General features: G+C 71.9%; 14 protein-coding genes. 9 read left to right on the top strand and 5 right to left on the bottom strand.

What is annotated here, in order from left to right:
* Positions 1–20: 20 nt before the first annotated feature.
* Positions 21–1,817 carry a S8 family serine peptidase gene (locus tag RPQ07_RS03485; RefSeq protein ID WP_313942506.1) on the bottom strand — a complete coding sequence of 599 codons (1,797 nt, stop codon included), beginning with the start codon at positions 1,815–1,817 and terminating at the stop codon, positions 21–23.
* Between the two features lie 407 nt (positions 1,818–2,224).
* On the opposite strand from RPQ07_RS03485, the gene RPQ07_RS03480 reads away from it, so the two are divergent.
* From RPQ07_RS03480 to RPQ07_RS03470, 3 genes are all read left to right on the top strand, one after another.
* Positions 2,225–3,274 (top strand): glutathione S-transferase family protein, encoded by a 1,050-nt coding sequence (locus RPQ07_RS03480; protein WP_313942505.1) that lies wholly within the window; start codon positions 2,225–2,227, stop codon positions 3,272–3,274.
* A 212-nt stretch (positions 3,275–3,486) separates the two neighbouring features.
* Positions 3,487–4,149, top strand: coding sequence for a hypothetical protein (locus RPQ07_RS03475; protein ID WP_313942504.1), 663 nt, complete (start codon positions 3,487–3,489; stop codon positions 4,147–4,149).
* 82 nt (positions 4,150–4,231) lie between these two features.
* Entirely contained in the window at positions 4,232–5,176 is a 945-nt protein-coding gene (locus RPQ07_RS03470) for an NAD-dependent epimerase/dehydratase family protein (protein WP_313942503.1), read from the top strand.
* A 15-nt stretch (positions 5,177–5,191) separates the two neighbouring features.
* Here the strand turns inward: RPQ07_RS03470 and RPQ07_RS03465 are convergent, their stop codons facing one another.
* The gene (locus tag RPQ07_RS03465) at positions 5,192–6,040 is read right to left on the bottom strand and encodes a class I SAM-dependent methyltransferase (protein ID WP_313942502.1); all 849 of its coding nucleotides are present in this window, start codon (positions 6,038–6,040) and stop codon (positions 5,192–5,194) included.
* A gap of 178 nt (positions 6,041–6,218) precedes the next feature.
* Here RPQ07_RS03465 and RPQ07_RS03460 point away from each other — a divergent pair, with 178 nt between their 5' ends.
* The gene (locus tag RPQ07_RS03460; protein WP_313942501.1) at positions 6,219–6,896 is read left to right on the top strand and encodes a helix-turn-helix domain-containing protein; all 678 of its coding nucleotides are present in this window, start codon (positions 6,219–6,221) and stop codon (positions 6,894–6,896) included.
* Between the two features lie 56 nt (positions 6,897–6,952).
* On the opposite strand, the gene RPQ07_RS03455 is transcribed toward RPQ07_RS03460, so the two are convergent.
* On the bottom strand, positions 6,953–7,414 hold the full coding sequence (locus RPQ07_RS03455) for a GNAT family N-acetyltransferase (protein ID WP_313942500.1): 462 nt from the start codon (positions 7,412–7,414) through the stop codon (positions 6,953–6,955).
* Positions 7,415–7,551: 137 nt separating this feature from the next.
* Here RPQ07_RS03455 and RPQ07_RS03450 point away from each other — a divergent pair, with 137 nt between their 5' ends.
* Complete coding sequence (locus tag RPQ07_RS03450) at positions 7,552–8,370, top strand: methyltransferase domain-containing protein (RefSeq protein ID WP_313942499.1); 819 nt, start codon at positions 7,552–7,554, stop codon at positions 8,368–8,370.
* Between the two features lie 101 nt (positions 8,371–8,471).
* Complete coding sequence (locus RPQ07_RS03445; RefSeq protein ID WP_313942498.1) at positions 8,472–8,615, top strand: hypothetical protein; 144 nt, start codon at positions 8,472–8,474, stop codon at positions 8,613–8,615.
* Positions 8,616–8,631: 16 nt separating this feature from the next.
* Here RPQ07_RS03445 and RPQ07_RS03440 read toward each other — a convergent pair whose 3' ends face one another.
* Entirely contained in the window at positions 8,632–10,551 is a 1,920-nt protein-coding gene (locus tag RPQ07_RS03440; RefSeq protein WP_313942497.1) for a glycoside hydrolase family 5 protein, read from the bottom strand.
* A gap of 153 nt (positions 10,552–10,704) precedes the next feature.
* On the opposite strand from RPQ07_RS03440, the gene RPQ07_RS03435 reads away from it, so the two are divergent.
* Both RPQ07_RS03435 and RPQ07_RS03430 read left to right on the top strand, forming a co-directional pair.
* On the top strand, positions 10,705–11,982 hold the full coding sequence (locus RPQ07_RS03435; protein WP_313942496.1) for a 4-hydroxybenzoate 3-monooxygenase: 1,278 nt from the start codon (positions 10,705–10,707) through the stop codon (positions 11,980–11,982).
* Positions 11,983–12,089: 107 nt separating this feature from the next.
* Positions 12,090–12,227 (top strand): hypothetical protein, encoded by a 138-nt coding sequence (locus tag RPQ07_RS03430; RefSeq protein ID WP_313942495.1) that lies wholly within the window; start codon positions 12,090–12,092, stop codon positions 12,225–12,227.
* A 402-nt stretch (positions 12,228–12,629) separates the two neighbouring features.
* Here RPQ07_RS03430 and RPQ07_RS03425 read toward each other — a convergent pair whose 3' ends face one another.
* A complete protein-coding gene (locus RPQ07_RS03425) occupies positions 12,630–13,061 on the bottom strand; it encodes an HGxxPAAW family protein (protein ID WP_313942494.1) in 432 nt (143 codons plus the stop codon).
* Positions 13,062–13,164: 103 nt separating this feature from the next.
* On the opposite strand from RPQ07_RS03425, the gene RPQ07_RS03420 reads away from it, so the two are divergent.
* The gene (locus RPQ07_RS03420) at positions 13,165–13,674 is read left to right on the top strand and encodes a MarR family transcriptional regulator (protein WP_313942493.1); all 510 of its coding nucleotides are present in this window, start codon (positions 13,165–13,167) and stop codon (positions 13,672–13,674) included.
* The last annotated feature ends 63 nt before the right edge of the window (positions 13,675–13,737 follow it).

The following is a 13,737-nucleotide window of genomic DNA, read 5'->3' as shown; positions in this document are numbered from 1 at the left end:
TGCTGCTGTGGTGCGGGTGCTCAGAAGGTGAGACTCCAGGAGTCGATGTAACCGGTGTCACCCGAGGCCACATCGCGGACCTGCAGCTTCCACATTCCGTTGGCGACCTCGCTGGAGGCGTCGACGGTGTAGGTCGCCACGACGTTGTCGGCGCTGTCGGAGGACGAGGACGCCTTCAGGTTGCGCACGGTGCCGTCGGGAGCGACCAGATCGACGACCAGGTCGCCGCGCCAGGTGTGCTTGATGTCGACGGCGACCTTGAGCGCGGCGGGGGCGTTGCCGGAGCGGCCCGAGACGGCGATCGTGGAGCTCACGGTCGCGTTGTCGCTGATCGTGACGTCCGCGGCGTTGGTGAACGTCGCGCCACCGGGAGTCGTGGTCGTCACGGCGTTCACGGTCTTGGTGGCGTCGGCGATGCCGGTGCCGCAGCCGCCGGTGCACGTGCCCGGCAGCGCACGGGCGTTGGCCTTGATCGCGGACTCGATGTCGGCGGGCGTCAGGGCCGGCTTGGCCGACTCCAGCAGCGCGGCGAGCCCGGCGATGTGCGGGGCCGCCATCGAAGTGCCCTGGTACGGCTTGTAGTTCTCCGCCGACTGCGTGGTGGTACCGGAGTTCAGGGTGGAGAGAATGCCGTTCTCGGGGGTCGTCACGGTACCGGGGGTGTCGGTGGCGCGACGGGTCTCACCGCCGGGCGCGGCCACATCGACGCTGGTGCCGAAGTTCGAGTAGAACGACCGGTTGCCCTCGCGGCTGGTGGAGGCCACGTTGATGATGTTGGCGCAGTTCGCGGGGGTGAAGCCGGACGCGTTCGCGTTGCTGTTGCCGGCCGCGACGACGACCGTGGTGCCGCGGGAGACGGCGCCGTTGATCGCGTTCTGGTAGACGCTCGGGCAGGTGGCGCTCGAACCACCGAGGCTCAGGTTGATGACCTTCGCGGGGGTGGCGTTCGCCGGGACGCCGGGCACACTGCCGCCCGAGGCCCAGGTGATCGCGTCGGCGATGTCCGCGGAGGACCCGCCGCACTTGCCGAGCACCCGGACGGGCTGGATCTTCGCGTTGTACGCGATGCCGGCGACGCCCTTGGTGTTGTTCGTGGACGCCGCCACGGTGCCCGCGACGTGCGTACCGTGCCAGGACGAGTTGCTCGCCTTGGAGCCCGCACCGCACTCGCCGTCGGTGGCGTTCCAGTCGCCCTCGTCCTTGGCGTTGTTGTCCCGGCCGTTGCCGTCACGGGCGTCCGCGGAGGAGGAGATGAAGTCGTAGCCCGACACCACGTTGCCCGCGACGTCGGAGTGGGTGGCGTAGCCGGTGTCGATGACGGCGACGGTGACACCGCTGCCGGTGGTCTTGTCCCAGGCGCCGGGCACGTTCATGCCGCCGGTGGCCTCGAACAGGTCCCACTGCTTGGCGTACTCGGTGTCGTCGGGCGTGACCGCCATCGCGTAGGCACGGATGTCGGGTTCGACGGATGCCACCGAGGGGTCACCGCGGAAGGCGTTCATGACCTCGGCGAGGTCCTTCTTCGAGGCCTCGCCGCCCAGGTCCACCAGGGCGGCACCGCCGGCCAGCCGGCGCTCGAAGGCAAGGTCCTCGCCGGTCGCGGAACCCTTGGCGGTCGCGTCACCGGCGGCGGCGGTGTTGGAACGCGCCTCCGCCGTGGTCGCCTTGTAGGTGACGATGACCTTCTCGACCGGCGAGACCGGCAGGCCGGCCATGGCCTGCGAGGCCGGAGCCGGCTTCGGCGAGGGGGGCGGGGTGGCGGCGAGGGCTACGGAGGACGTGGCGGCCACGGCGGCGATCGTGGCACTCGCAGCCACGACGGCTATGAGTCTCCGTCTGGAACCGTTCAAGGTGTTCCCCTTCAGATGACGGCGCGGAGCGCGGCGGACGGCGCGGGAATCGCGGTTCGCTGTGGGGGTGCGACCCGCGATTCCCTGGGCCGGGTACGCCCGTGCGCCCCCCGCCGTCGCAAACGGCCCCTGGTCAAGGGCCGCCACCGGCGAAACCCCTGATTTCCATGCACCTGACATCAACGAGTCGGGGCACGAGATCCGCCGGTTCGGCAGACAGTAGGGAACGCCGAGATGAACCCGATACGGGGAAAACCCTTGTCACCCCGTGCGAGGACCCGCGAGAGGGCAGGGCGCGACGCAGACTGGGCATGCGTACAGCGCACGGCCGCACCCGGCCGCGCGGCAGGACGCAGAGCGGAAGGAGACAGCACATGAGCCGCCCCACCGACAGCGACGGCAGCACGCGCGACGACCAGGGGGGCAACGCCGGGTACGGGAAGAAGCCCTTCAAGCGGTCCACCAGTCATTTCGCCGACCGCATCACCGCCGACGGGAGGGACGGCTGGCCGGTGGAGGCGGGCCGCTACCGCCTGGTGGTGAGCCGTGCCTGCCCCTGGGCGAGCCGCGCGCTCGTCTCCCGGCGGCTCCTCGGGCTGGAGAACGTGGTGCCGCTCGCCGTCACCGACCCGATCCAGGACGACCGCAGCTGGCGCTTCACCCTCGACCCGGACGACCGCGACCCCGTGCTCGGGATCCGGTTCCTCAGCGAGGCGTACGACGCGCGGGAGAAGGACTACCCGGGCGGCGTCAGCGTGCCGGCGATCGTGGACGTCCCCACCGGCGAGCTCGTCACCAACGACTATCAGCAGATCACCCTGGACTTCGCGACGGAGTGGACGGCGCTGCACCGCCCCGGCGCCCCCGACCTCTACCCCGAGCGGCTCCGCGACGAGATGGACGAGGTGATGGACGGCATCTACCGGAACGTCAACAACGGTGTCTACCGCGCCGGTTTCGCCTCGGAGCAGAAGGACTACGAAGCCGCGTACCGCGATGTGTTCCGGCAGCTCGACCTGGTCTCCGAGCGGCTGTCGGACAGGCGCTATCTCATGGGGGAGACGATCACGGAGGCGGACATCCGGCTGTTCACCACGCTCGTGCGCTTCGACGCGGTCTACCACGGTCACTTCAAGTGCAACCGCTCGAAACTGACCGAGGACCCGGTGCTGTGGGCGTACGTCCGGGACCTCTTCCAGACGCCCGGCTTCGGCGACACCGTCGACTTCGACCACATCAAGCGGCACTACTACCAGGTGCACGAAGGCATCAACCCGACGAAGATCGTGCCGCTGGGACCGGACACGGCGGGATGGCTGACCCCGCACCACCGCGAGGAGCTGGGCGGACGCCCCTTCGGCGACGGCACACCCCCGGGTCCGGTGCCCGCGGAGGAGGAGGTCCCGGCGGCGGGGCGCCCCTGAGCCCTGCCGGTCCGCGGGCGCCCTTGAGCCCCCGTGGGGGCCGAATCCCTGTCGACACCGCCCACCGTCGCCGGGAACGGACACGACCCGGTACGCCCTCGAACGGTGGATCTGTCACGGCCGTGCCCCATACGTACCGACACCGTGACGAACGCCCCGTGCGCCCCCTATGTGGCGGTACCTTCTGCGTACCGAAGCCCTGGGGGGACACCATGCGCAAGACCCTGCTCGCCGCTGTCGTCACCGCCGCCACCTGCCTCGCCCTGACCGCCTGTGAGGGCGGTGCCGAGGCCGGCGGCGACGCCGCGCCGTCCACGACACGACCGCGGCCCACGGCACCCGCGACACCGGCGTCCGCCACACCCGCACCCGCCGGTGAACCGGGCCCCACGGACGCCGGGCCCGCCGCTCTCGACCTCGGCGAGCCGTCCCGGACCGTGGGCGCCAGGACCGTCGGAATCCTGGAGATCACCCCGTCGTCCGTGGTCTATGCCGACGAAGGCGCCGGAGCGACACCGCAGTCCGGCGTCTTCGCCGTCGTGACGATGAAGGAGAAGTCGCTCAGCGCCAACCCTGCCGCCGAGGAACTGCCGGCCGCCGGCGGTGGCTGGGAGTGGCTGACGCCCGACGGGCGGACGATCCCCGCCGGCAACGGCAACGCCCGCCAGGTCACCCTCGACGGATACGACAGCTCCGGCCCCCTCGAACCGGGCGCCACGCGGATGGCCGCCAAGGTCTTCGACCTCACTCCCGCGCAGGCCAGGAGCGGCAGGATCGTCTACACGGACGGCGTGCAGGCTTCCTACCGCTGGAAGATGCCGGCCGGGAGCACAGGTCCCGAAGTAGCCGATGTGGAAGGGCAGTTGGCGCCCTGACCGTCCTGGCCCGTTCACCGCGCGGATCATGGAGACTGGACGGAGCCGCGACCGTGCGGTGACCGACCTTCGAGGAGCTGCGATGACCTCGCCCGGCGATGGGCTTCATGTGGTGTTCGGCGCCACCGGTGCGATCGGGAGCGCGGTGGTGGCCGAACTGCTGCGCCGGGGACGCCCGGTGCGGGCCGTGAGCCGCGGTGGCCGTGCTCCGGAAGGTGCCGAGGGAGTCGCCGCCGACGCCGCCGACCCGGCCCAGGCCGCTTCGGCGGCCGCCGGGGCAGCGGTCGTCCACCACTGCGCCGCCCCTGCGTACACCCGGTGGCCCGAGCTGTTCCCCGTGCTGACCCGCTCCGTGCTGGCTGCCGCCGAGTCCGCGGGTGCCAAGCTGGTGTTCGCCGACAATCTGTACTCCTACGGACCCGTCGACGGGCCTCTGCGTGAGGACCTCCCGGCCGCGGCGCAGGGCCGCAAGGGGCGGACGCGCACCGCCATGGCGGCCGAACTGCTCGACGCGCACCGCGCGGGCCGGGCGCGGGTCGCGATCGGCCGGGCGTCGGACTATTACGGGCCGCGGGGCACCAACTCCACCGCGGGCGACTCCCTGTTCGGGCGTCTTCTCGCCGGCAGGAAGCCCCAGTGGATCGGCAGTACGGTCCAGCCGCACACGCTGCACTACCTGCCGGACATCGCGCGGGGGCTTGTCACGCTCGCCGACCGCCCCGAGGCGGACGGCCAGGTCTGGCACCTGCCGGCCGACGAAGCGCTGACCGCCCAGCAGTTCACCGATCTCGTCGCCGAGACCGCCGGACGACCCGTGCCGGCCCCGATCGCCGTCGCGGGACCGGCCGTGCTCGCCGTGGGCGGACTGTTCTCACGGATGCTGCGCGAACTGCGGGAGACCGCCTACCAGTTCAGCGCTCCCTTTGTCGTCGACAGCTCGAAGTTCGGTACCGCACTGGGCCCGTTCGAACCCACACCGCACGCGGAGGCGGTGGCCGCGACCGTCGAGTGGTTCCGCTCCCGGTGACGCCCCGGCGGGGTCTCAGGCGCTCCTGCGGGCGGTGACGAGGAGGTACTCCCAGTCCAGCGCGGTGGTCCCGGAGGCGTCCGCGTGGCGCAGGGCGAGGTCGTCGAGGTCACGGTCCAGCGCGGCGACCTTCTCGGCGTCGTCCGCGATGTTCCGGTAGGTGGCGACGGTCGGACCGTAGTTCGCCTTGAAGTACTCACGGAACGCGTCGGGCCTGTCGAAACGGCCGATCCGCACGGTCTGCCGGCGCGCCTCCAGGTCCGTCACCCGGTCGCCGAGGAGTTCGCGGACATGAGCTTCCCGACCCCACAGCGGCGGGGGCTGCGCGCCGGGAGGCGGCTTGGGGGCGTACGGCTTCATCGCCGAGAACATCTGCCCGACGAAGCCCTCCGGGGTCCAGCAGATCAGGCCGATGGTGCCGCCGGTCCGGCAGACCCGGACCAGTTCGTCCGCGGCGGCCTGGTGGTGCGGCGCGAACATGACCCCGAGACACGACATCACCGTGTCGAACTCACCGTCGGCGAAGGGCAGCGCCTCGGCGTCGGCCTCCCGCCACTCCACTTCGGCCCCGCGCTCGACAGCGAGCTTGCGCCCGACGTCCAGCAGCTCCGGTGTGAGGTCACTGGCGACCACCTCGGCCCCCGCGAGGGCGGCGGGAATCGCGACGTTGCCGGTACCGGCGGCGATGTCCAGCACCCGCTGCCCGCTCCGTACACCGCACGCCTCGACGAGGGTCGCGCCGAGATCAGGAATGAGCTCCGCCGCCACGGCGGAGTAGTCGCCCAGCGCCCACATCTTCCGGTGTTTCGTCTTCAGCGCGCGGTCGGCCTCGGCGGCCTCGGTGGCTTCGGTGGCTTCGGTCATGACGGCTCTCCTCGGCTCTCGCGCCGGACGGACACTGGCCGGCGCCCTGTATCGAGCGTAGGAAACGAACGGACACCGCCCCTAGTACGGAATCTGTACCAGCGGCCCCCGGGACGGAAGCCGTATCCGTCGCCCGCCGTCGGTGGTCGGGTCACCGGACCGGCCGTAGCCTGCCCCTATGGGGTCCTCGTACTACCAGTTCTGCCCCGTCGCCAAGGCGATGGAGCTGCTCGACGAACGCTGGACGCTGCTCGTCGTACGGGAGCTGGTGACCGGCACCGAGCACTTCAACGAGCTGCGTCGCGGGGTGCCGCGGATGTCCCCCACGCTGCTCTCGAAACGGCTTCAGCAGCTGGTGCGCGCCGGGATCGTGGAGCGGCGTGCGGAGGGGCACGAGGTCCGGTACGTCCTGACGCCGGCCGGCGAGGAGCTGCGTCCGGTGATCGAGGCGCTGAGCGTCTGGGGGGTGCGCTGGATCGGGGAGCTCGGCGACAAGGATCTCGACCCGAAACTGTTGCTGTGGGACATGCATCGCCGCGTCGACCACGGAGCCGTACCCGACGGCCGGTCGGTGATCCGGTTCCTGTTCTCGGACGTGCCCCTCCCGGTACGGGACTGGTGGCTGGTGATCACGCCGACCGAGGCGGATGTCTGCGACCGCGACCCGGGGTTCGACGTGACCGTCACGGTTTCCGCCGCCCTGCGGCGCATGATCGAGATCTGGCGCGGCGACCTGGCCTGGGCCGAGGCCCTGCGCTCGGGCGCGGTCGAGGTACAGGGACCCGAGGCGTTGCGCAGGGCGGTCCCGGTCTGGTTCACCCTGCCGCCGTTCGCGACGGTGCCGCGGGCCTTCTGAGACCTGCGAACCCCCGGCGAACAGCGGCTCGGCCGGCCGTCGCGGGAGCTCCTCGCCTACGGCCCCGGCTTCCAGACGTAGCGGACGTCCGGCTCCCGCTCCTCGTTGCGCGAGCCGTCGGTGCGCTCCACCTCCGTGAAGCCGTGGCGCTCGTAGAACCGCCCCGCGGGCCCGTTGACCTGGAACGTCCACAGCGCCAGCCCGTCGGGGCGCTGTCGCTTGGCCAGCGCGACGAGCCGGTCGCCCAGCCCGCGGCCCCGCCACGACGGATCCAGGTACAGCTGCTCCAGTTCCCCACCGTCGAGCACCAGCAGCCCGGCGACCGAGCCGCCGGCGAGTGCGACCCAGCTCTCGTGGTGGGGAACGACCACGTGCGCGAACCACGCCCGTACCTCGTCGTCGCTGTGTGCCCGCCGCACCGTGGGAAGGGCCGCGGAGAAGGAGCGCAGCCAGGTGCGGGCCATCTCATCCGCGTCCGCGTCTTCCGCGCGCCGCAGGAGCAGGTCGTCGCTGTTCATGGAGGGAGACTCTTCCACAGACGGGCGGACACCCCGGGTGCGAGCATGGGATCAGGGCAGCGGCCGACGCGAGACCGGCGGGGAACCGGCCGCCTGCCCGGTGGACGACCAGTGGGCTCACTGCGGAAGGAAAGGCCATGGGGGACTCCCGACCGACCTCCGAATTCCACGCGGGGAACATCTCCGCGTCGAGCGTCGAACGGCTCGTCGCCGCCCTGGACGCGCAGGAGGGCACCCCCGGAGTGCGCCGCCTGCGTGCCTGGGCGCATCGCGGGCTGGACGCCCGGCCCGGGGAGCGGGTGCTCGACATCGGCACGGGCACCGGATCGGAGGTGCGGGCGCTCGCCGCGGCGGTTTCGCCCGGCGGCGACGCGCTGGGCGTGGAGCCGAACCCCGGTCTGCGTGCGGTCGCCGAGCAGCGAACCGCCGAAGCGGGCAGCACCGCCCGCTTCGCCGAGGGCGACGCACTGGCGCTGCCCCTCGATGACGCCTCGGTCGACCTGGTGTGGTGCGAGCGGGTGTTCCAGCACCTCGACGAGCCGCAGAAGGCGGCCGGGGAGATCGCACGCGTCCTGAGGCCCGGCGGCCGCGTCGCCCTCCTCGACACCGACTGGGCGACCGCCATCCTGCACCCCGGCGAACCCGAGGTGGTGAAGGCTTTGAGCGCCGCCGCGCTCGCCGCCGCGGCCAACCCCTACGCGGGGCGCAGGCTCGTCGGTCAGCTGCGGGCCGAGGGGTTCGAGATCGACGACGTGGGCTCTCAGGCCCTCATCCAGGACAGGCTGGAGACTGTGGAGCCGCTGATCAGGATGCTGGGGGAAACGGCTGTACGCAGTGGGCTGATCACCGAGCCCCAGCGGGACCGGCTGTACGAGGAGCTGACGGCGGCCGGCGAGCACGGTGCGCTCCATCTGTCCGTGACCATGTTCGGGGTGATCGCCCACCGCCCGGACTGACCGGAGTGGGCCGAACCGCGGATGCTTCCTCCCCGACACACATCGACCGGGCGACCGGGGGTAGGCACTCCGTGACGCATAGGTGATCAGTTGGAGGAGACATGGCCGGAATCCTGGACCGCATCAAGTCGTTCGCCCGCAGTCCCAAGGGACGCCGGATGATCGAGCAGGGCCGGAGGGCCGCCGCCGACCCGCGCAAGCGCGCCCAGGCGAAGGAGACGCTGCGGAAGTTCCGGTCGCGCTGACCGCGCCCCGAATGCTTCAGCGGAGCCTTCTGCACAGCAGGGCGTCAGGCGTCCTCGACGAGCCGACGCGGCCGGTGTACGCGACACCGGCCGCATACTCGTCGTCCGCGCACTGCCCCTTGTAGCGCCCCTGCGCGAAGTCCCCGCCCTTCGGGGCCGCGGGACGGTTGTCGCCGCGGTCGAACCACACGGTCCGGCCGCCGCCACCGGGCGCCGCGTCGGAGGCTGCGCACAGAACGGCGGAGACCGCTGCCCCACGGACGCTGTAGCCGATGAGCAGATGGCGGGGCGGGCACTCCAGCTTGGTGTACCCGGGGGCCCAGTCGCCCGTGCCGACGTACCGCTCGTCGCGCACCACCTCATGTCCGGCACCCGGGGCCCACGGGTCCCGCGCGCCGGCGTCGGTGCACAGCCCCCGGTTGCCGGTGTGCCCGAGGCCGGCGAGCCGCTGACCGTCGGGACAGACCGCCTTGCGCGCGCCGGAGTCCCAGTCGGGCAGGGCGCGCATCCGCAGGGACTGGACGAAGTCCCCGTGGTCGGGACTGAGCATCGACCAGCGGTCGACCGGGGCCACCTGGCCGCTGCGCCCGTCGGCGGCGATCAGCCGGCTCCAGGCACCGGCACGCCAGTCGTCACCGTCGAACACCCCGATCCGCCCGCCGGCCGCGTCCCAGTGCAGCAGCGCCCAGCCGTTGCCCTTCCGGTTCTCGTGCCATCCGACGAGCGGCCAGTACGCGAAGTCGGCGTCGGTCTGGACGAGGAAGTCGACGAAGTTCTCGAACCACGCCCGCTGCTCCTCACCGTGCTCGTCCCGGCCGCCGACGCCGAACTCGCTGATCCACACCGGGGCCGTGAAGTGCCGGTCCCCTTCGCCGCTCACATAGAACGCCTGTCGGCGCAGTACGTCGTGGAGTTCGGCGCGGGTGAAGTCCCGGTAGCGGTTGTCCGAGGTCTCGCCGGTCCCGGTCGCGCCGCTGTGGCGGGGGCCCGTGTAGTCGTAGAAGTGCGCGGAGTAGACGAGTTTGCCGGATCTGACCAGGGTGTGCGAGAGCCGCTGGACGGGCTCGAGGGTGGGGCGCTCGTGCGGCAGGCCGTCGACGGGGATGCCGGTCCAGTTGATGCCCTCGACGACGATCAACAGGTCCGGGTTGGCCTCCTGGAGGATGCGGTCGCCGAGCCGCTGCGTCGCCGCGAACCAGTCGTGGCGGTCACCGAGGCCCCAGTTGGGGTCGTCCCACACCGAGCGGCGCACCTCGTTGTAGAGGTCGGCGCCCACGACGCGCGGGTTGGCGCGGTAGCGCCGTGCCATGAAGAGCCAGTCGTTCTCCCACGTCGCGTCGCTCTGGCTCGCGTTCCACCGCTCGTTGCCGTCGACGCCGCAGCACCAGCGTGTGGTGTTGGTGTGGTTGTTGAGGACGACCGCGAAGCCGGCGCCGGTGAGTGCCTCGACGGCCGCGTCGTACACCTGGAGCGGGGTCCTGCCGCGCAGCGCCGGATTGGCGGCCACCGACGCGTCCGCGACCGGACGGGTGTCGCGCAGCATCTCGTTGGAGAACGGCAACCGCACGCTGTTGAGGCCGAGTTCACGAAAGCCCTCGACGATCGCGGCCATGGGGGCGCGGTCCAGGCCCAGCGGCATACGGTCGGACTTCTCGCCCGCGTGGTTGTCCGCGGCGTTGTCCGGGCTTCCCGAGCCGGTCCAGGTCCCGCTCGCGCCGTGCCAGTTGCCCGACTTCAGCTTGAACCGGTTGCCGTCCGCGTCGACGATGTAGCGGCCGCGGGTGCTCAGGGGAGGGGTCCAGGCCGCCTGCTGCACGGCCGGCTTCGCAGCGGCCTCGGGGCGGGGCGATTCGACCGCTTGGGCCGGCAGCACGGCGGAGCCCGCCAGCAGGACGAGCACGGCGGCGGGCACCAACCTGATCAGGGACCTGTTCATGACCATCCGATTCGACGAACACCGGCCACGGACACCCCGGTTGGCGGTTGACATGACTGCGCCATGATGGCGGAGCGAGGAAGCCGTGAACAGAGTTGCTCCGGACACATTCGCGGCCGCCGAGGCTGACTGAGCGCCGCCATAATGCTCGGCATGGCCGCCGTCTCCCCGTCTTCCGACGCCTCTTCGCTCCCCGCCTCCGTCTCGTCGCCCGTCACGCCGCCGTCCCGCACCCGGGTCGTCGTCATCGGTGCGGGTCCCGCCGGGCTCACCGTCGCCAACATCCTGCGGGCCGCATCCGTGGACTGCGTGGTGCTGGAGACGGAGAGCAGAGAGTTCATCGAGCAACGGCCCCGTGCCGGCTTCCTCGAGGAATGGGCCGTACGGGCTCTCCAACGGCGTGGTCTGGCCGACCGGTTGCTCCAGAACACCGAGATGCACGGCGAGTTCGAGTTCCGCTTCGCAGGGGAGCGGCATCGCTTCCCGTACGCCGAGATGACCGGCAACCGCCACTTCGTCTATCCGCAGCCGCTGTTGGTCACCGACCTCGTCCGCCGATATGCCGACGAGCTGGGTGGCGAGATCCGCTTCGGTGTACGGGACGTGGAACTGCACGCCATCGACACGGACCGGCCCGAGGTCTCCTACACCGACCCGGACACCGGCGAGCGCCGGCGCATCGTGTGCGAGGCCGTGGCAGGCTGCGACGGAGCGAGGGGAGTGACCCGCGCGAGCATGCCCCCGGAGCACGCGGTCGTGGCGCGGCACGACTACGGCGTGGGCTGGCTCGCCCTCCTCGCCGAGGCGCCCCCGTCCAACGACTGTGTCGTCTTCGGCGTCCACAGCCGCGGCTTCGCCGCGCACATGGCCCGCAGCCCCCAGGTCACCCGCTACTACCTCGAATGCCCGCCCGGCGACGACCCGGACAACTGGCCGCACGACCGTGTGTGGTCCGAGCTCCGGGCGCGGCTGTCGGCGGACGGCGCCCGGCCGCTCGCCGAGGGCCCGCTGATCGAGAAGCGCGTGCTGGACATGCACAACTACGTCGTGGAGCCGATGTCGTACGGCCGGCTGTATCTGGCGGGCGACGCGGCCCACCTCGCGGCGCCGATCGCCGCGAAGGGCATGAACCTGGCGCTGCACGACGCGCTGCTGCTCGGCGACGCGCTGGTCGCCCACTGCGCGAAGGGCGACGACGGCGGGCTGCGCGGCTACTCGGCGGCCTGTCTGCGGCAGGTGTGGCAGTACCAGGAGTTCTCGCAGTGGCTCGCGGAGGTGATGCACGGGGCGTCGTCGGGCGACCCGTTCCGCGCGGCGTCCGCGACGGCCCGGCTGCGGCGGATCTTCGAGTCGCCCGCGGCGGCGGCCGCCTTCGCCGAGCTCTACATCGGCAAGGACATCGACGGTGGGGGACACCCGGGCACGGCGTGAGCGGGGCCGGGGCCGTGCCACTGCGGCGCGGTGAGAGTGTGGCCGGCTGGCGTCCGCCGGACCGCGGATGACGGGTGACGCCTCCCCGGGTGCGAAGGAGCCGGACCATGAGTGCTGCGCGGACCGCCGTGCCGGCCGGATCGCGGATGACGGGTGACGCCTCCCCGGGCGCGATGGAGCCGGACCATGAGTGCTGCGCGGAACGCGGTGCCGGACCGGATCGGGTGGTCGCCGGATCTCCTTAGTCCGGGACCGCCGACCGGTGCGGGCGATCGGATGCGGTCCGGAAGCCGGCGTGCTGCCCGTGTGCGAACGGCTGAGGACCGGTCGGGCTGGGGCCGTGGCGCTCGCGCTCACGGCCGACCGCAACGCCCCGCACAAGGCCGGCGGCCGCCTGTGACTGTGCCGTACGGAACGGGTGGCCCTGGAGATCCCGGACGCCTCCTCGACACCGCCTTCGCCGTCAACGTCCATCCGTTCCGGACCCTCACCCCGGAACAGTGTGCTGCGGGCCGGGCGGACCGCAGTCGGCCGAACGCGTGACCGCGCCGGCGGCCGACACGATGCGAGTGAACGGATACACCGTTGGGCGGATCCGCTCCCGCACCGCCCGTACCGCGGACTCCGGCCGGGCGCCGGGCGCGGGATCACCCTGACGTCTGCAGCGCGGGCGCGTCGGCGGTGACCGGAGCGCCTGCAGTGACCGAAGTGCCGGCAGCGAGAGAAGTGCCGGCGGCGGCCGGTGGGACGTGCGGTGCGACGGCCGGGGCCGCCTCCGGCCTGCGGCCCGCCAGCCGGCATCCGACACACCCCGGGTGCCCGTACCGGACGGTGGTGTCGCGGGTGCGCCAGCTCCGTCGTCCGGGGGGCCGGGGCCCACTGGGCTTGCCCCACCCCGCGAGGTGCAGCAGCCAGGTGGTGAGCACGGCGAGCACGACGACGGCTCCCCCCAGACCGAGGCCCCAGGGCGAGCCGGCGGCGAGCCCCGCGCCGAGCACGGCGGTGCCCGCGGTGGCCATCGCGGTGCCGGTCCAGCCGGCCACCGTGTGGCCCATGTCGTGATCGCCGTGCGCACTCATCTCTGGCTCCTCACCGGTGGTGTGATAGATCAGCGACCTGGGCACACCTCATACCCAGGAATGTCTTACGAGCTAAGTAACTTAGATGCTAAGGGGATATCCGGTGGAGGGCAAGGCGCGCCCGGAGGCGACGGCCGCAGAGGCGCAGTACGCGATGGACCGCATGATCGCGCTGGCGCAGTTCGGCCAGCAGGACATCGCAGGGCGGCTCGGACTCAACGTCACCGACCTCACCTGCCTCGGTTTCGTCATCGAGGCCGGTCTGGCGGGGGAGTCGCTCGCCGCGGGCGACCTGGCCGAGCGGGCCCGGCTGACCACGGGCGCGGTGACGGGTGTGCTCAACCGTCTGGAGAAGGCCGGCTATGTGCGCCGCCAGGCCGATCCGGGGGACCGCCGCCGGGTGCGCGTGGTGATGGAGGAGTCGGCCCAGGCCCGCATCCTCGAGGTCTACGGCCCGTTCTACGAGCGCATCGCCGCGCTCTTCGCCGACTACTCGCCGGACGAGGTGGCGGTGCTGGCCGACTGGTTCACGCGGGCCACGGACGCGATGCAGGTCTCACTGGAGGAGACGCGGCGCGGGGGACCCGCGCCCGGCGAGCGAAAGGTGCCGTAGTCCGGCGGCCGAACGATCCGTGAGTGGCCCGGAACCCGACGATGCGAAGTCGGGGGCGGCGGA

It is taken from the genome of Streptomyces sp. AM8-1-1 (genome assembly GCF_032229325.1).
GTDB classification, from domain to species: Bacteria; Actinomycetota; Actinomycetes; order Streptomycetales; family Streptomycetaceae; genus Streptomyces; species Streptomyces achmelvichensis.
Note: the sequence above shows the minus strand (reverse complement) of the source record. Positions and strands in the feature narration are given on the sequence as shown.